The 16,372-nt window shown below is 69.0% G+C and carries 20 protein-coding genes; 11 read left to right on the top strand and 9 right to left on the bottom strand.

What is annotated here, in order from left to right; genetic code table 11:
* The first annotated feature begins 78 nt into the window (after positions 1-78).
* On the top strand, positions 79-723 hold the full coding sequence (locus tag KBY88_RS13560; RefSeq protein ID WP_254940473.1) for a PCC domain-containing protein: 645 nt from the start codon (positions 79-81) through the stop codon (positions 721-723).
* A gap of 50 nt (positions 724-773) precedes the next feature.
* Here KBY88_RS13560 and KBY88_RS13555 read toward each other — a convergent pair whose 3' ends face one another.
* Both KBY88_RS13555 and KBY88_RS13550 read right to left on the bottom strand, forming a co-directional pair.
* Positions 774-2,504: a hypothetical protein gene (locus tag KBY88_RS13555; protein ID WP_254940472.1), complete on the bottom strand. Its 1,731-nt coding sequence runs from the start codon at positions 2,502-2,504 to the stop codon at positions 774-776.
* 176 nt (positions 2,505-2,680) lie between these two features.
* Positions 2,681-3,160: a hypothetical protein gene (locus KBY88_RS13550; RefSeq protein WP_254940471.1), complete on the bottom strand. Its 480-nt coding sequence runs from the start codon at positions 3,158-3,160 to the stop codon at positions 2,681-2,683.
* A gap of 120 nt (positions 3,161-3,280) precedes the next feature.
* On the opposite strand from KBY88_RS13550, the gene KBY88_RS13545 reads away from it, so the two are divergent.
* The 4 genes from KBY88_RS13545 (at position 3,281) to KBY88_RS13530 (ending at position 5,335) form a co-directional block, all read left to right on the top strand.
* Positions 3,281-3,862: a hypothetical protein gene (locus tag KBY88_RS13545; RefSeq protein ID WP_254940470.1), complete on the top strand. Its 582-nt coding sequence runs from the start codon at positions 3,281-3,283 to the stop codon at positions 3,860-3,862.
* Positions 3,859-4,110 carry a hypothetical protein gene (locus KBY88_RS13540; RefSeq protein WP_254940469.1) on the top strand — a complete coding sequence of 84 codons (252 nt, stop codon included), beginning with the start codon at positions 3,859-3,861 and terminating at the stop codon, positions 4,108-4,110. The genes KBY88_RS13545 and KBY88_RS13540 overlap by 4 nt, the downstream gene beginning before the upstream one ends.
* A gap of 261 nt (positions 4,111-4,371) precedes the next feature.
* On the top strand, positions 4,372-4,812 hold the full coding sequence (locus KBY88_RS13535; protein ID WP_254940468.1) for a hypothetical protein: 441 nt from the start codon (positions 4,372-4,374) through the stop codon (positions 4,810-4,812).
* A 175-nt stretch (positions 4,813-4,987) separates the two neighbouring features.
* Positions 4,988-5,335: a PilZ domain-containing protein gene (locus KBY88_RS13530; RefSeq protein WP_254940467.1), complete on the top strand. Its 348-nt coding sequence runs from the start codon at positions 4,988-4,990 to the stop codon at positions 5,333-5,335.
* Here KBY88_RS13530 and arfB read toward each other — a convergent pair.
* Together arfB and KBY88_RS13520 are read right to left on the bottom strand one after the other, a co-directional pair.
* Positions 5,332-5,772: an alternative ribosome rescue aminoacyl-tRNA hydrolase ArfB gene (gene arfB, locus KBY88_RS13525; protein WP_254940466.1), complete on the bottom strand. Its 441-nt coding sequence runs from the start codon at positions 5,770-5,772 to the stop codon at positions 5,332-5,334. The genes KBY88_RS13530 and arfB overlap by 4 nt on opposite strands.
* Positions 5,773-5,805: 33 nt before the next feature.
* The gene (locus tag KBY88_RS13520; protein ID WP_254940465.1) at positions 5,806-6,120 is read right to left on the bottom strand and encodes a DUF8646 family protein; all 315 of its coding nucleotides are present in this window, start codon (positions 6,118-6,120) and stop codon (positions 5,806-5,808) included.
* Positions 6,121-6,185: 65 nt separating this feature from the next.
* On the opposite strand from KBY88_RS13520, the gene KBY88_RS13515 reads away from it, so the two are divergent.
* A complete protein-coding gene (locus tag KBY88_RS13515) occupies positions 6,186-6,743 on the top strand; it encodes a PAP/fibrillin family protein (protein ID WP_254940464.1) in 558 nt (185 codons plus the stop codon).
* Here KBY88_RS13515 and KBY88_RS13510 read toward each other — a convergent pair.
* On the bottom strand, positions 6,709-7,083 hold the full coding sequence (locus KBY88_RS13510; protein WP_254940535.1) for a hypothetical protein: 375 nt from the start codon (positions 7,081-7,083) through the stop codon (positions 6,709-6,711). The two genes, KBY88_RS13515 and KBY88_RS13510, sit on opposite strands and share 35 nt — an antisense overlap.
* Before the next feature lie 100 nt (positions 7,084-7,183).
* Between KBY88_RS13510 and KBY88_RS13505 the strand changes: the two genes are divergently transcribed.
* Complete coding sequence (locus tag KBY88_RS13505; protein ID WP_254940463.1) at positions 7,184-7,720, top strand: gamma-glutamylcyclotransferase family protein; 537 nt, start codon at positions 7,184-7,186, stop codon at positions 7,718-7,720.
* Here the strand turns inward: KBY88_RS13505 and KBY88_RS13500 are convergent.
* Positions 7,707-8,687 carry a DUF4115 domain-containing protein gene (locus tag KBY88_RS13500; protein WP_254940462.1) on the bottom strand — a complete coding sequence of 327 codons (981 nt, stop codon included), beginning with the start codon at positions 8,685-8,687 and terminating at the stop codon, positions 7,707-7,709. The two genes, KBY88_RS13505 and KBY88_RS13500, sit on opposite strands and share 14 nt — an antisense overlap.
* 371 nt (positions 8,688-9,058) lie before the next feature.
* Between KBY88_RS13500 and KBY88_RS13495 the strand changes: the two genes are divergently transcribed.
* Entirely contained in the window at positions 9,059-9,199 is a 141-nt protein-coding gene (locus tag KBY88_RS13495) for a hypothetical protein (RefSeq protein ID WP_254940461.1), read from the top strand.
* 118 nt (positions 9,200-9,317) lie between these two features.
* Here KBY88_RS13495 and KBY88_RS13490 read toward each other — a convergent pair whose 3' ends face one another.
* A complete protein-coding gene (locus tag KBY88_RS13490) occupies positions 9,318-11,507 on the bottom strand; it encodes a glycosyltransferase family 2 protein (RefSeq protein WP_254940460.1) in 2,190 nt (729 codons plus the stop codon).
* A 390-nt stretch (positions 11,508-11,897) separates the two neighbouring features.
* On the opposite strand from KBY88_RS13490, the gene KBY88_RS13485 reads away from it, so the two are divergent.
* Both KBY88_RS13485 and KBY88_RS13480 read left to right on the top strand, forming a co-directional pair.
* Positions 11,898-13,052 (top strand): sirohydrochlorin chelatase, encoded by a 1,155-nt coding sequence (locus KBY88_RS13485; RefSeq protein ID WP_396103184.1) that lies wholly within the window; start codon positions 11,898-11,900, stop codon positions 13,050-13,052.
* 441 nt (positions 13,053-13,493) lie between these two features.
* Positions 13,494-13,751, top strand: coding sequence for a DUF2811 domain-containing protein (locus tag KBY88_RS13480; RefSeq protein ID WP_254940459.1), 258 nt, complete (start codon positions 13,494-13,496; stop codon positions 13,749-13,751).
* Between the two features lie 225 nt (positions 13,752-13,976).
* On the opposite strand, the gene KBY88_RS13475 is transcribed toward KBY88_RS13480, so the two are convergent.
* Both KBY88_RS13475 and KBY88_RS13470 read right to left on the bottom strand, forming a co-directional pair.
* Positions 13,977-15,617, bottom strand: a complete 1,641-nt coding sequence (locus KBY88_RS13475) for a GMC oxidoreductase (protein ID WP_254940458.1) — start codon at positions 15,615-15,617, stop codon at positions 13,977-13,979.
* On the bottom strand, positions 15,617-15,808 hold the full coding sequence (locus tag KBY88_RS13470; RefSeq protein ID WP_254940457.1) for a hypothetical protein: 192 nt from the start codon (positions 15,806-15,808) through the stop codon (positions 15,617-15,619). Before KBY88_RS13470 ends, KBY88_RS13475 begins: the two co-directional genes overlap by 1 nt.
* 281 nt (positions 15,809-16,089) lie before the next feature.
* Between KBY88_RS13470 and KBY88_RS13465 the strand changes: the two genes are divergently transcribed.
* Positions 16,090-16,372 (top strand): hypothetical protein (locus KBY88_RS13465; RefSeq protein WP_254940456.1); only part of this gene is annotated, 283 nt, incomplete at its 3' end.

Raw genomic sequence — 16,372 nt, 5'->3', positions numbered from 1 at the left:
GCTCCGACCGCCCCGGGCCGGTCGGAGCCGGTCCGGCCTCTGCCTAGTCTGACCCAGGTCCAGTTGCCGCCGCCGCCGATGCGCTCCGTTCCTCTCCACCTCGAACCCGGCAGCGACGTGCGCCGCGCGCTCGAGTGGCTGGCAGCGGAGGAGAACGCCTCCGGCTTCGTGCTCGGTGTGGTGGGCAACCTCTCCCAGGCCGCCTTCCAGTGCCCGGGTGCGCCAGCGCCCACCCTGATCCAGGGCGAACTCGAGATCATCACCCTGCAGGGCACCCTCGCTCCCGCCGGAGTGCACCTGCACCTGAGCGTCTCCGATCCCGAGTGCCAGGTGTGGGGCGGCCACATCGAGCCCGGCACGTTGGTGCTCAAGGGGGCCGACCTGCTCGTGGGCCTGCTCGATGGCCCCCTGCCCACCGGCGCAGCGACCCTACCCGCTTCGGCGGCGGCTGAACTCCCGGCCCTGGCTGCCCGACCCCCTGCGGTCGCGCCAGGGGCACCGCCCACCGGGGGATCGCGGGTGGAGATCGCGGTGTTCCCGGGATGCCCCTACTGCGCCCGGGCCCTGCGCCTGCTGCGCACCCTCACCATTCCCTACCGGCTGGTGGAGCCCCAGGCCGGCAGCGTCCCCCAGGTGTCGATCGACGGCCAACTGATCGGCGGCTACGACGCCCTCGCCGAACTCCACAGCCAGGGCCGACTGGAGGGCCTGCGCCAGGGCTGAGCACTTCAGGGCAGCACGGTCGACGAAGGCGGCCCATGAGAGGTGGGGGCCTAGGGGTCCCGGAGGGGGCACCAACGGATCTGCTTCTCCTGCAGGCGCTTCTCGAATTCGGGGAAAACTTTCTTGGCGTGCTTGCTGCCGTAGAGCAGCAGCGCATACATCAGGTTGAGGCTGAATTCACCCCGGAAGTAGCCACCGTGGGAATCGAGGCGTCCCCATCCGATCGCACTCGCCAGCTGCATCGCGGCGGTGGCCCCGTAGTTGAGGATCCGGCTTCCCCGCCGCTGGGCGGTGAAGGCACTGAGCCACCGCTTCGTCTGGCCGTCAGCGGAGCCGGCCCCGCTGTCGCGGTAGTCGGTGCAGTCCACCAAGGTCAGCCGTCCCAACAACGAGGTCGTGTTGAACGGAGCCTCCCGCAGGCTGAGGCCGCGGCCGAGCCCGTTGAGGCCCACCTGGCTCAGCTCGAGTTCCCTCACTCCACCAGACGACATCGCCGCTCGATCCAGCGGCACCAGGTTTCCGAGCCGGTAGCCCCCCCGGCGACTGCGGGCCGGGGTCACGAACGAATTGGCCACCGTGGAGGCCAGCCGCAGCACGATGTCGGCGTCGTTGCTGAACACGAACACCTCCTGGAAGCGGCGCAGGGAGGAGGCCAGAGGATTGGCGCGGCCGTTGGTGAGCGCCCAGATCGGGATGTCGGGGGAGGCGAGCACCAACCGGCTGAGCTCGAAGAGTTCGCCGATGCGGCACCGTGGGAGGGCGGGATCGGAATCGGGATCTGCGTCGGCGTCGGCCCCGGGCTCGGGGGCAACGGCGGCGCGGTTGCGGAGGCCGAAGGGCCCGTTGCGGGGGTCGATCTGCTTCCAACGCTCGAGCGCCTTGGGGTCGAACACATCCGAAAGGGTGCGGATCGTCTGGGTGGCGACGAACGCTCCCATACTGTGGGCCAGCAGGCTGAGCTTGATCAAGCCGATGGCGGGGCTGTGTTCCGACGCCTCCGCCTCCGCCCGCTCCCTCAATTGCCGGACGATCGTTTCAGCGCTGGTGTGATAAACGGCCTCGATCGCATCGGCGTAGATCACATGCAACCAGCGCACCAGCTCCACGGCGTCGTAGACGCCGTGGCCCGCCGCCCGCTCCCGGTCGCGGAAGTAGGCGACCAGCCGCAGCGCCAGAAGTGCGGCGACCAGGCCGATCAGCGCGGCGCCGATCAGAGCGCATGGGCCCGGGGAGCGGGACACCAGCAGCACCCCCAGCGCCACCAGCCCCCAGAGCGGCGCCGGAACGGCCCCCGCCAGGGAACGCAGCAGGTCGCCATTGAGGATCGCCTCCGACGGCCAGGCGTAGTCGATGAACAGCACGAAGTCGTCGTAGGGGTGGTCGCTGGCTGCCCGATTCTCGGTGGCCCTGACAAACTGGGACTGGGTGATCCTGTAGCCGTTCTCCCGCACCCGGGGCAGAGGGGTGCTGAAGCCGTGAATGTTGAGCAGCAGCTTGAGCTTCAGATCGACGGCGGCCAGGCCCTTCGCCTGGCTCCCGCTCAGAAAGGCCAGCAGTTTGCGGCGGAAGGCCTCCAGGGCTTCCGCCGTCAGGTCAGGGAGACCGGCGCCGCGCCGGGAGGGGGGCCGAAGGAACTCCTGGTAGGCGTTCTCGGTATTGATCGGCGCCGTGCTGCAGACGAGCAGATGGCTGAAGTTCGGGTTGGCCATCCCCCCCTCGCCATGGCCGTCGTAGTCCACGATCGCGAGCTGGCGCACCGCATCTCCAGAGGGGCTGGCCATCAACGGATGCCGCGCAAGGCTTCGCCTGCAAGGTAGAAACGTCGGCCCCGGTTGGCAGGGCTCCGTGTGCCATCCGTCCGTTTGTTGACGGTCTTCTGGGGGCTCTGGAAACCCCATGATCCCCGTCTGAAACCAAACGGCCCTGCGCTAGGTCGGCCCGGCGAAGTTCCGCTCGCTCAGAGCCTCGGGGCACCGGGCGCTTCAAGCAGCGTCGCATCCGGCCAGGCCCCCAGCCCCTTGAACCGGCTGGCCAGGAAGCCGAGCAGGCTTGTGGGGCCGGCCAGGTCCTGCTCTGCGGCCCATTCGGCCTCCTGAATCTGGGCTTCCTCCAGACCAAGGCCGTCAATCAGGCGCCGGTAGGCCACCTTCTCTTGTGCGTTGATGCTTGAAGTGTCGCCCGGTCGGCGGCTGATCCGAATCAGCTGGTAGGCCAGCTTCACGGCTAGCTGCCGCTCGTCTTCTCCTTCGATTCGGGGGATCAGCGCCTCGAGGGCTTCGAGCCCGGGCGCCTCGACGGCCAGGGCTTCATCGGCTCCCAGTTGCAGCAGCAGCTCCTTTTCCTCGGCCGAGACATCCCCATCCGACCAGGCCACCCAGGAGAGGATCCGCAGCAGGTCGCGGTCGCGATCCAGCTTGTGCTCTCCAGCTGCGGTCATGGGTCGATCCTTCCGTGTTCGAACCACTCCAGCACGGCCTCCAGCGGGTCGGCGAGGGCTCGTGTCCTGCCGCTGCCCAACCTGGGTAGGGTCAGCCGGTTGCGTCCGTCGACGGCATCCGTGAGTCCATCCACCGAGGCGACATCAGCAACGACCCATCTGCAGCTCTCCACCAGCGAGGCTTGCGCCCTGGTGATCGGCGCTTATCCACCCTTCCGCTACGACGCCCGCGGCGGGCGCGGCCGCGGGCTGCTGGGGCCCTCGGCGGCAGCGGGGCCGCAGGCGCTGGTGTTCGATCCGGCCTCCCTGTCGATCCCGGCGCTCAGCTGGCGCACCGCGCGCTTCCTGGGCCTGCCCCTGCCGCCGGGTCTGTCGATCGTGATCGACGCCAAGCGGCTGGAGGGAAGCCTCGATGCCGCCACCGGTGAGCTGGCGCTGCGGTTCCAGGCGCGCTTCCACTTCGCCATCGGCTCCCTCTACCGAGCCCCGCCCCTGCTGGTGGACACCGAACTCCGCACCGGAACCGTGCGCGGCCGCCGGCACACCACCTGCGGAGCACCCCTGGCGGCCGACGGCTCCGCGCGGCTGGTCGGAGTGGCGACCATCCCACCCAGTGGTGAAGCCTGGTTCGATCGCTTCCTGGGTCTGCCCGATGAGGCCCTGGCCATGCTGCGCTGCCACTTCTCCGCCACCGACCCATGAGTCCCATGCTCCGACGCATCGCCCTGCTGCTGGGCTGGATCCTGATCTGGGGCACCGGCGGCTCCCTGATCGACGCAGGACTGATCCGGGCCGGGGTCTACTCGCTCGAAACCGGGCAGCTGGGCACCGCCGCCACCGTTGCCCTCTGGACCTTGACCTGGGCCGCCCTGGGCCTGGAGCTCCAGGGTCGGATCAAGCGCCCCGGGGATCTGCCGGACGCACCGCCCCAGGGGTGGCGGGGCCGGTGACCTGGGGCCCAGCGTGCCGGCCGAAGCCCGGACCAGGCGACGCAGCCGCCAAGGCAACCGGCCTTCGATCTCGATCTCCATCAAGGGCGTCTTAAGGCCGTCACCCCCCGAAGCGGCGTCAGGGGCCTGGGACTGGGGGCGGCGAGCCTGTCCAAGGTCACGATCTGGGTCACGCCGAGACCACCGGAGAGACGCCCAGCTCACCCCATGGCGGAATCAGTACAGGCGTACTAACATGGGCGCTGCGTCCCCTTCTCCCCCATGGCGCCCTCCTGTTTCGACGGCACGCTCCAGGGCAGCGACCGGCAGAGCTCAGTCCGGCAGAGCAGCGCCCCGCGACGGCCACCAGCTCGCCCCGGCAACGACCCGATCAGCTCCAGCCAGGCCAGCATGGGGAGCAAGGGGCAGCCCCAGACCAACCCGTTGAAGCCCGGGCAGATGGACCCCGCCGTCGAGCCCCTTCGCAGGGCCCGGCCCCAGCGCTTCCGCGATGCCCGCCCCGGTCACCTGGCGGTGGTGGCCATGGCCGGCCGACCGTGGTTCATCGGCCGCATCTGCGACCTCAGCCGCGGCCAGCGCGCCGCCCAGTGCTTCGCCCGGGTGATCGACATCGACACCGGCGCCATCGAGCGCATTCCCGCCCCCTGGATCGTGGAGCTGCTGGGCAATGCAATCCCTGATGCGCCCTCCATCCAGCGCTGAGGCTGCCCTGCGGCCCTCGGGCTGCAGAGCCCTTGCCGCGGGGCAGCGCTCAGGGCGCCCGGGGCGGCCCAGGGCGAGGGGCTACTCAGACCCGATGGCATGCCCTACCTTCAGCCCAGAGAACGATCGGTCGCTCATCAAGGTTCTCGAGCCTGCCCTTCCAGCCGATCAGCCCTTGAACGCCCCTTCGGAACCCACGGATTTCCCCCCGCGCTCCAAACGGCAGCTCCTGCCCAGTGCCATTGCGAGGGTGGACGCGACCTTCACCAGCTCCGATGGAATCTCCATCAGGGGCCGCCTCTGGGACATCAGTCCCGCCGGTGCCGGGATCCAGTTCAACCAGACCGTGTCGATCGCCGAAAACACGCTGGGCTCGCTTGTGCTTCATCACAGCTACAGCCATGCCGAGCTGACGTTGGAGGCGGAGGTGTGCTGGGTCGCCAAAGGTTCCGCATCGTCCTTGATCGGCACGGTGTTCTCCAGCACGATCAAGCCCGGCACCTTCCTCGACGCCTACTTTTAACCCTCCTCCTCAGCCCCCCCGGCCCGGCCACGATTGCCCTTGATCCGGCCCCGCTGGCGCTTGGCCAGAAGCCGCCGCTCCACGGAGCCCTTGGTGGGGCGGGTGGGCCGCCGCGGTGGGGGGGGTGGGCTGATCGCCCAGCGCAGCAACTCCTGCAGCCGCCGCAGGGCTGCCTGGCGGTTCAGCCATTGGGAGCGCTCTTCGCTGGCGGTGATCACCAGCGTGCCCTCCACCAGCCGCCCCGCCAGCCGCCGCAGGGCGCGCTGCTGAAGCTGCGGCGGCAGGGCCTCGGAGGCGGCCAGGGGGAACACCAACTCGACCCGCGAGTCGGTGGTGTTCACCCCCTGGCCCCCCGGACCCGACGCCCGAGAAAAACGCCAGGCCAGCTCTCGCACGGGGATCGTCAGCGTTTCCGTCAGTTTGAGATCGGCGGCCATCGTCTTCCCTTGGCTCACCAGGCTGCCAGCCGCTCAAGCGGGGGGATTCACCTTCGCCTGGCGCACCCGCTTCACCGCCACGGCCGCCTCTGCTGCGGTGACGCCGGCCACGAGCAGCAGGCCCCCCAGACCGATCAGTTGGTTCTGCTGCACCGCCTCGACCTCGGCCCCCTGCCCCAGCACCACGCCGAGCACGAACCAGGCGCTGGTCACCGCCGAGGTGATCCAGTAGGCCTTCCAGCGTCGTTGGTAGATGTAGCCCGTGCCCAGGCCGGGTACCACGTTCAACAGCCCTGCCACCCAAGCGGAGGAGGCGGCAAGAATGGCTTGTGGGCTGGGGCTCATCATCGGTGCGCTTCGAGTTCCCTGAACTCTGGCGTCCCCACGCTGCTGCCGTTGCCAGACTGGCTGATATGGGCCCTGCTTCCAGCCTCCGTCAGCAACTGCTGCACACTCTTGAACAGCCCGAACGAAGCCAGCCCGGGTCCCTGCGCGCCTTGATCGAAAGCCTGGAGCGCGAGCAACCCGCCGATCTGACGCGGCAGGCCGATCTGTTGCCGGGGGTTTGGCAGCTGCGCTGGAGCAGCGGCCGGGGGCCCGAGCAGCTCCTTGGACCCTGGACCGAGAGCCTGCAGGCCCTCGATCCCGCCCAGGGCCGCGCCCTGAACCTGCTGAGGCTGCGTGGACCAGCGGGCCTGGGAGGGCAGATCACGGTCCTGGCAGCGATCAAGCCGATCGGTCCCCAGCGGTTGAGCCTGCGCTTTGTGCGGGGCGGTTGGAGCGGGCCGTGCCTGGGCAGCAGGCCCTTTGAGCTGCAGCGCAACCTGCGCCAAAGCTTTTCGGCCTGGCTTGATGTCACCGTGCTGGATCAGGCGCTGCGCATCTGCCGGGGCAGCGCCGGCACTGTGTATGCGCTGACCCGCCATCCCCTGGCGCTCAGCGCAATCCCATGGCCGAGCGAATCTGACTGAGGCAGAGCTGGCCGCTGGAGCAGGTGGCGATCAGACGGCCATTGATCTGGGTCAGCGGGGTGCCCAGGGGCGGGGCGGCGGGGGCTGCGGTGGCCGAGCCGCCAACGGCCCTCGCCCAGGATGAGCTGGGCACGCCCCCTGGAGCGAAAGACGACGACTGGGTGCCGCTGACGGCGGCGCGGGCGGCGCCGAGGGCGCCGACGTAGGACGGCATCGCAGTGGCATTCAAGGCCCCCTGGGCTGCCCCGGCTGTGGTGAGATCCATCAGGGTCTGGGCCTGGAGAGGGGCACCCCAGCCGATGAGCATCAGCAACAGCAGCGAGCGTCGGGAGTGGGCCACGGGGCGATAGCGGAACTGGGGCTAGCGCTTCAACCTAGCTTTGGTTCCCAGGTTGGCCGCTGCGCCCAGGGTGGGTGTCGGCGGGCTAGTGCTCTCCGCCATGGACAGGGTCTTCGTCTACGGCACTCTCAAGCGCGGCCAGGGCAACCACCACTGGCTCCGCGGTGCCCCCTTCCTAGGGCGCGGGCGCCTGATCGGAGCCCGCCTCCACGACCTCGGCCCTTACCCGATGGCCGTGGCCGGCGATGGACTGATCCACGGCGAACTGTTTGCGGTCGATGAATGGGGCCTGCGCCATCTCGATGTGCTTGAAGATGCGCCCGTGCTCTACCAGCGCCAACGGCTGCGCCTCGTTGACGGCAGCCTTGCCTGGACCTATCTGGGCGATGGTTCCCAGGTCGAAGGGCAACCACTGGTGCCTTTCGCCGACTGGGGAAGCACGCCGGTGTTCCTGCCGCAGCCGATCGAGCATCCGGATCCGCCCCTGGTCGTCGCCGCTGCCGATGGCCGCAGGGGGGTCGTGCTGCATCTGGCACCCCAGGTGCTGCTGCGTTGGAACCATCAGCCACTGCCAAGCGTGAGCGTGAGCGTCCCGGGCGGTGAGACCTTTCTGACCCTGTGCCCTACGGCGCCTTGATCGGCAGCCAGATCACCTGATCGATCCGCCCCAGCACCCGGGGAGGGCCCCCTGCCACGCGCACTGTCACCACATCCGGGCGGCCGGCCATCACCCTGAGGCCCTGGCCAAGGGGAAAACGACGCTCCCCCTTCAGCTCCCCGACGAACAGCCGCTGCCCGCTGGCATCCAGGACGTCCAGCCAGCTCGCCTCACTGGCCTTGAGCACCACCTGTTGGGAAGGATCGGCGGCGGCATCCGTGTCAACGACGGGTTGTGCTCCCTGGGGCTTCAACCGATGCACGCCCACAACCCCGGCCGCCACCAGCAGCGCCAGCCCAACAGAAAGGACCAGCAGGCCTGCGCCCTGGCGCAGGCGAGCGACGGAAACATCCTGGGGCAACCACCGGGGCAGCACCCAGTGGCGCACCGTGATCACCTGCTCACTCCCCAGGTCAGCCCCTGGGCTGAACGGACGGCCACGGCCCCCTGATCCTTGGGGCTCAGCGTGCGCCGATGGCGCTGGTGGCGCTGGGCTCGGCCCGGAAGGCGCCGGGCTGGGCGGTTGAGTCAACGAAGCGGAAGCCGGGGGGGGAGGCACCGGCGCGGATGGAGCAGCCGGCGGGTTCCTGGCCCCAGGTGGGCGCGGCGGAGTCGGGCCCACCTGGGGTTTGACGGTCTCCCCACCTCCCGATTTTTCCTCAGCCCGGGCGGCCGGCAGGGCCCGTCGGGCGCCGGGGGGCTCGGCGCTGCCCAGGGCGTGGTGCACCTGATCGAGCAGCAGTTGGTTTTCCTCAGCCATCAGCCGCTGCTGATCCAGCAACGGCTGCAAGCGCTTCTCAAACGTGCGCTCGAAGATCTGCGGCAGATCCCCCAGCAGACCTTCGAGGTCGCTCAGCTGCCCGCGCGCCTCATCGAGTTCCCGCTGCAGGGCCTCCAGCTCATGCCGGTCGTCCGGGGACTGCTGGGCGGATGGGTCCTCAGGCAAGGGATTCTGCGCTCCTGCTGTCTACGTGAACCTTCTGGGCAAGAACCGGGCCCGAGGTTCGGCCCGACCCCGGCTCGAACGATCAGAAAATCAGATTAACCAGCCCTGGCGACCCAGAGCTGGCGTTCATTGAGCTCTGTTCATCGGCCCCGGCAGCCCCATGGACGCGATTGAATCCCATCGATTCAGTCGCGCCCGGTCTGAGCGGGCCATCGCCCTGCCCCAGCCGGCCGCCATCCTCAGCCTCTCGGCCCACTGGGAAGCCGAGGCCCCTGGGTCACCGCCATGGAACACCCGCCGGCACACCCCCGGCCCTGGTCCAGCGCTTGATCGAACTGGCGACGGAGACCCGCCTCATCAGGACTGGGGCCTTGACCCTGGCGGCCCGTCGGGGGCTGCGCCAGATGGGGCCCGAGGCCACCTTTCCAGTCCTGCCGCCCAGCCTCGATCAAGGCCGCGCCCCCTCCCAGCACGGGGAGCTGGGCCGTTCGTTGGCCTCCCTGTGCCAGTAGGGCGTTCCGGTGCTCCGCTGCGGCAGCCTGGTGCCACCTGGTCGAGCTCCATGTCCCCGGGGCGGGCGGGCCGGGGATGGCCAACAGAAAGGAGCCCTACGGTGCCATGGGCCTGCGCTCAGTGCTTCGGGGGGCATCCGGGCTGTTGGGGCAGCAAACTGCGCTGGAACCAGTCCCTGCCCCCCAGGGGCAGCACCAGCCGCACGGCCGCCGCCAGCAACGCCCGGGGCTCAAACGGTGCCTGGCGGGTGGGCCAGAGGCCCTTGCGGCGGTAGAGCTCATGCTGCAGGGCGTCCTGGGTTTCGCCCTCCAGGCCCTGCCAGCGCCCCCCCAGCTGCCAGCCCTCGCGCCCTCGGGAGTTCCGCTGCTCCAGCCGCAACGGCAACGGGCGGCCCTGCGCCAAGAGGCCCTCAACCACCACCAGCGCCCCCGCCGCCGGTGGACTCACCCCAGCGTCGAGGCGCCATTCGGCCCCCTCCTCCCCGAGCGCCAGGAGCCGCGCCCGCGCCACCGCCCCGCCGGTGCGCAGGGTCACCCACTGGTCCCGGGCAAACCAGGGGGCGACCGTCGGCGGCAGCCGATCCCAGCAGGTGCGCAGTGCCAGCAGCAGCAGCACCACGCTCAACCCTGACCACGCCAGCCCAAGGGTCTGGCCGGCCGGGGTGAGCACGGGGGGCACCGCCCGGGATGGATCGGGGCCGATCACAAGGTGCACCAGATTGAGCAGTTGGATCGCCAGCAGCGCCAGCAACGGCAGCAGCAAGCGGGGTTCAGGGCCTTGGCGACGCTGCGGGCTGAGCGCCTTGGGGGTGACATGGAAGCGTTGCGGGTGGCCCAAGCCGGTGGCGACCACGGCCACGGTGATCGGGATCAGGAAGATCCAGCGGTAGAGCTCCGGCATGACGGCTGAACGAGAGCCGCGGCTGAACCAGCTCAGCAACAGTATTTGCCCCAGGTAGAAGGGCAGGGCGACCGCCAGAAGCCCTTCGGCGCTGAGTCGGATCGGCACCACCCTCAGCAGCCCCAGGCTCAGGGGCATCAGCAACAGCAGCAGCTGCGGGATGACATTGAACCAGTGCTGGATGCCCTCCAGGTAGGCGAGTCGCTGCAGCGGGCTCAGGCCAGGAATCGTGAGCGGGTTGGCCCCCGTGCGCAGGGTCTGGAGGGTGCCGCTGGCCCAGCGGCTGCGCTGGCGGGCCATGGCCGCCGCCGTCAGCGGGGCCAGGCCGGCGCTGAGCTTTTCATCCAGATAGAGGTTGCGATAGCCGGCGGCGGTGATCCGGATGCCGGTGGCCAGATCCTCTGAAGCGGTGCCCGTCTCGAAGCGCCCCACGGCTTCGAGGGCCGAGCGGCGCACCACGAAGGAGGTGCCGGCGCAGACCACAGCGCCCACCGCCGCGCGGGTGGGCTCGATCCAGCGGTAGAAGCTTTCCTCATCGGGCATCAGCCAGCGCTCCAGGCGCAGGTTGCGCATGATTGGATCCGCCGTCATGTACGACTGGGGCGTCTGCACGAAGCCCACGGCCGGATCGGCAAACAGGCCCACGGTGCGCCGCAGGAAGGGCTCCAGGGGGACCACATCGGCGTCGAAGACCACGACCAGCTCGCCTTCGGCCTGTTCCAGGGCATGGTTGAGGTTCCCTGCCTTGGCATGGCGCCGGTCGCTGCGGCTGAGATAGCGGCAACCGAGGTCGGCGCAGAGCTGCTCCAACTCGGGCCGGCCGCTGTCATCGAGCAACCACACCTTGTGATGGGGGTAGTCGAGTGCCCGGCAACCCCGCAGGCAGCGCTCGATCAGCTCCGGAGGCTCGCCGTAGCTGGGCACCAGCACATCAACGCTGGGCCACACTCGGTCCGCTGGAGGCGGAACCTCGGCCACGGGCCGCTGGGGAAACCAGGTGAGCGCGAGTTGCAGGAAGCCGTTGGCCAGCAGCACCAGCTCCGCCGTCAGCAACAGCAGGCTCAGGGCCGCCGCCCCTGGGCTCGCCAGGTTCAGGGTGGAAGCGAAACGCCAGGTGAGGTAGCGCAGCCCCAGCACGGCTAACACCAGCACCGCCGAGCGCCGCGCCGCCAGGGGTTGAAGGGCCTCGGGGCGCCAGGACAATCCCAGGGCCCAGACCACCACCGTCAGCACCACCAGGGACTCCCCGCCGGGGGGCACCAAGGCCGTGGCCGCCAGGGGCAGGGCCCCCCACAGCACATAGGGCAGGGCGGTGCTGGCCGGTCGTTCCGCAGGCGCCTCTGATGGAACGTCGGTGGGACCAGGCGGTTCGGCCTGCACCGGCACGGGCGTCGTTCCGCTGTCCATGGGACTCCTTGGAATCAGGGCACCAGCCCATTCAGAAGCCGCTGATCCAGCGACCGGGGAGAGCGGAGCTCACGCTGGTGGAGCGGCAGGCAAGGCGGGCGAATGTCCATGCCTTGATTCCGTCGGTCCCGCCAACTTGGCGCCCAGGCCGATCCGGTGGGGGATGCCCTGGGCGGCGGGCAGTTCGGCGGGCCCATCGCGCACAGGCTCCGCTGCCGGGCGCCGCCCCAGGCCGTGGGGTCGCTGGAGCAGGCCGGACCATTGATGAACGATGCAACAAAACGTAAACACAACGTAACCGGGTCTTGGGTGTTCGTGGCCGGGGCGCTCGCGCTGGTTTGCCCAACCAGTCCTGGAGAGGCGATAGGTTCCCCTCATCACGGGCTCCCCATGGCTTCGACCCCCGCGCAGCAGGCGTTGTCCACCCTTTCGACCGCCGCGCGTCCCGGTGCTCCCCTTGGCGTGATGATCTGCGGCCACGGCAGTCGCAACCGTCTGGCGGTGGCCGAATTCGCCCAGCTGGCCGAGGGCCTGCGCCGGAAGCTGCCCCAGATCCCAGTGGAGTATGGCTATCTGGAGTTTGCACGACCGATCCTGCGGGATGGCCTCGAGCGTTTGCGGCAGCAGGGGGTGGGCCGGGTGCTGGCCGTGCCGGGGATGCTGTTCGCCGCCGGCCACGCCAAGAACGACATCCCCTCGGTGCTGAACACCTACGCTGCCGAAACGGGTCTTCAGATCGACTACGGCCGCGAACTGGGCATCGACCTCAAGATGATCCAGGCCGCCGGCGCCCGGATCCGCGAGGCCCTCGATCGCACCCCAGTGGGCCCCGCTGGACCAGTCCCCCTGCACGACACCCTGCTGGTGGTGGTGGGTCGCGGCTCCTCCGACCCCGACGCCAACTCCAATGTGGCCAAGGTGACGCGGATGCTGGTGGAGGGCTTCGGCTTCGGCTGGGGGGAGACCGTCTATTCCGGGGTCACCTTCCCCCTGGTGGAGCCCGGCCTGCGCCATGTGGTGCGGCTCGGCTACAAGCGCATCCTCGTCTTCCCCTATTTCCTGTTTTCCGGGGTGTTGGTGAGTCGCATCCGTCAGCACACGGAGCGCGTGGTCGCCGACCACCCGGAGGTGCAGTTCCTGCCCGTTGACTACCTGGGCGATCACCCCCTGGTGATCGACACCTTCATCGAGCGCGTGGAGGAGGTGGTGCGCGGCGACACCAACATGAACTGCTCCCTCTGCAAGTACAGGGCCCAGGTGCTGGGGTTCGAGCGCGAGGTGGGGGCCCCCCAGGAGAGCCATCACCACCACGTGGAAGGGCTGAGTGATCCCTGCAGCCTCTGTGACAACGAATGCACGGGCGCCTGCCAACCCGATGGCGTGCCGATCCCGCTGGCAGGACACGACCACGGTCACAGCCACGCCCTTGACCACAGCCACGTCCATGCCCCCAGCCATCACCATCCGCCTTACCCCCACGCCGATCACCCCCTGGGTCCCCGCACCCTGAGCACCCCTCGAGCCGATCAGGAGCCGACGGCCTGAGCACCGCTTGCAGACCCTGACAAACCGCTGCCCCAACCGTCTCGATCTTGGCCGCGACTCAATGGACACAATGCAGATAAGCTCTGCCTATCAATGGCGTCTTTCCCCAGGCGCCAGGGGTTTTCCCCAGATCAGACCCGGTTTTTCCACAGTTCAGGGGGTCTGAAGGGTTGCGGGACCGGGGCCGTTGGGGATTTCCCCGTTTGGCACCAATGGAACTTGACAGCGTCGCGTCCCGCCTACGGGTGTGATCTCCCCTCCGCTTGAAGTCTTCAAATCCTTTGCGCCCCAGGTCATCTCATTTTGATGCGTCGTGCGCTCCGCCAAGACCTCGGCTTTGACGCCCAGGCCTCCCCTGTGTCTTCCTTAGGGGGCATTCACGGACGGCAGCACTTGGACGGCGTTGAGGGAACGGGGGGGATGGAGCAGACACCGGGAGAGATGGGACGCGATCACCTCTCCCGCTGCATGGCCCAGCAGCCTGCCGAGCAGGCAACGGCCCCTGGCCTGAGCAGCGTCAGCCTTGAGGCCGAAGTGCCCGAAGCCCTGTTCGATGGCATGCGCGCCTTCATCCAAGCCCATCCCCACTGGGACCAGTACCGAGTGGTGACCTCGGCCCTGGCCGGGTTCCTGTTCCAGAACGGCTGCACCGATCGCACCGTCGCCCAGCACTACCTGCACGGCCTGTTCAAGCGCTGAGTGGACTGGCCGCCTTCGCTGCTTTGTACGGCTCCCAAGGGGGAGTCATCGAGGCGGTATCGGCACCCGGCAAGACATAAACGGGCAAAAAAAAGCAGGAGTGATGAGCTCCCGCTTTGGATCTCCCTTGCCCGACCTGTCAAAGGCCGACAATTGATTGTGCGCTGAAGATCCCTTGGGATCTGTGGTCATCGACACCGGATGCGGCGTTCGGTGTTGAAGCGCTCACAGCCCCCCACGGCGCAGATCCTCGGCGGCCCGTTCGCAGGCCCGCCAGGTGATCGCCATCTCCGTCAGGGTGGGGCTTTGCCAGCCGGCGCTGGGCCAGCACGCCCCATCCACCACCAGCAGATTGGGGGCGCGCCAGCAGCGGTTCCAGGGGTCGACGACCCCTTCGCTCTCCAGGGCCGCCATCGGCGCACCACCGAGTTCATGGATGTAGTAGCCGGGGGGCGGGGCCTCCGGCGCCAGGGCCACGCTGCGGCGCAGCAGCGGCTCGATCAGGGGCATCAGGAACAGGTCTTCCAGGGGGCGGATCTCGCCGCCGGAGGCCGCAACCACATCGGCCATGCGCCGGTGCATGTGCTCCACCATCCGCCGTTCATTGGCACCCCAGGCACAGTCGATGTGCACGGTCGGCAGACCCCAGGCATCGGTGCCGGAGGCATCCAGGCGTACGTGGTTGCCACGGGCACTGAGCATTTCCCCATGGCCGATGAGGAAGCCCACGGCTTCGCCCTGGCGGCGCTTGAGCATGCCGGGCGGATCGAAGCGCTGCACGGCACCCCAGAGCCCATAACCGCGCAGGAAGGGCAACCTTTCGCCCCGCTTGAGGTTCACAGTGTTGGGGACGAACACGCTGCCCGCCCCCGAGAGCTCGGGGGCTCCAGCAGGGGCCGGCTGATCCGGCAGACGAAAGAAGCGACTGCTGGAGATGTGATCCATCAGGTGATGGCCAAGGCGGCCGGAGGGATCCACCAGGCCGCCGACACGCTGGTCCTCGCTGGAGGCGAGCAGCAGCCTCACGCTCTCGATCGTCGAAGCGCAGAGCACTACCAGGGGTGCCGCTTCCCGTTGGCGTTCGCGGCTGAGCCGGTCGACGTAGACCACCGCCTCGGCGCGGCAGCCCGAGCGATCCAGCTCCACATGGCTCACCACCGCATTGCTGCGCACCGTTACCCGGCCGCTGGCCAGCGCCCGCCCCAGGCAGCCCCCCTGGGAGCTGGAGGCAGGCCAGCCGGCGCGGGATCCGCCGCGGTGCAGGGCAAAGCCGCGGGAATGAATCAGGGGCAGCCCCAGCTCGCGGTCGATCGAGGTCCGCAGATGGGTCTCGGCAGGGGTGAACGGCAGGGGCGAGTCGTAGTCGCCGTCAGGGAGCTGGGGGAGGCCATCGCGGTCACCGCGCACCGCCAGGAGCCGCTCCAGGCGTGTGTAGTAGGGCGCCAGGTCAGCATGGCTCAGGGGCCAGCTCGGACCGTGGCCATCGTGCTCCCCAGCCTTGAACTCCAGATCGGACAGCCGCAGGGTGATGCCGCCCCAGGTGAGGCTCTTGCCACCCACCTGCCGCCCCCTGGTCCATAGAAAGGGGCGATCGACGGGGGTGCCGTAGGGGTTCTCGCCTTCATCGACGAACAGCTCGGGATTCGCTTTCCAGTACCCGGGATGACTGGCCTGGCGCCTCTGGGCGCCACTGGTGAGCTTGCCCAGCCGCCGCAACGTGTTGAGAGGCTCAGACCCCAGGGCCCGCCCAACGCTCAGATCAGGGCCCGCTTCAAGCACCAGCACCTCGAGCCCCGCTTCGGCGAGCACCATCGCCGCCACACCACCGGTGGCGCCGGAGCCCACGACGATGGCGTCGACGGGCATCAGGAGGGGGTCACCTGCCGGTCCCGGCTAACGGTGGCGCTGGGGGTGCGGGCCCCCAGAAGCTCCAGGACGGCCAGGATCCCGTCACCGATCAGATCGACGCTCAACCAAACCAGCACCGCCGCGATCAGAAGTGGGTGCGAGGGGGGGCGCTCGAGGGCGGCAGGGGAGGGCGCATCAGGGAACTCCATCGCAGCCGCGCACCAGAGGAAGAGTGGATGATGAGATTAGGACAGCCCCATGGGCCGAAAGCGCAGCATGGCGGCCCGATTCTCCGCACGTTTTCAGCTCGCTGACCACTTTGCTCACATTGCTGGCAGCGCTGGAACAATGGGACCGGGAGAGTGAGCAATGCGCCCAGATGGGCCTTGAAACTGTCGTCCTGGCTACGGGGTCGGTTCAGGTCTGGTTGGTTTGGAAGCAGGGGGCGATGGCGCTCGGGTTTAGCCTTTCATACGGTTTGCTGATGGTGGTGCCCGTGCCTCTGAGCAACCTGCCCCCCCGTCGCTGGTCCCTGCGCATTTCGGGCGGGAGGGTCACGGCTCTTGCCATCGGTTGCGCCGCTCTTTCAGCCGGGGCAGGGGCCTGGGCCGGCGACGTGAGCGCCACCGGTGGTGCCCTGGGCCTTGGCACGGCGGTGAATGGGCGGGTGGGCGGCAGCTGCGGCGCCGGCCTCTGCCAGGTGGGTGGCGGCACGGCAGCGGGCAGCAACCTCTTTCACCGCTTTTCCGCCTTCGACACCCGCGGGGGCATCA

Source organism: Cyanobium sp. Morenito 9A2, assembly GCF_024345575.1.
In the GTDB taxonomy this organism is placed as follows: Bacteria; Cyanobacteriota; Cyanobacteriia; order PCC-6307; family Cyanobiaceae; genus ATX-6F1.
This window is presented reverse-complemented; position numbering and strand designations above follow the sequence as displayed.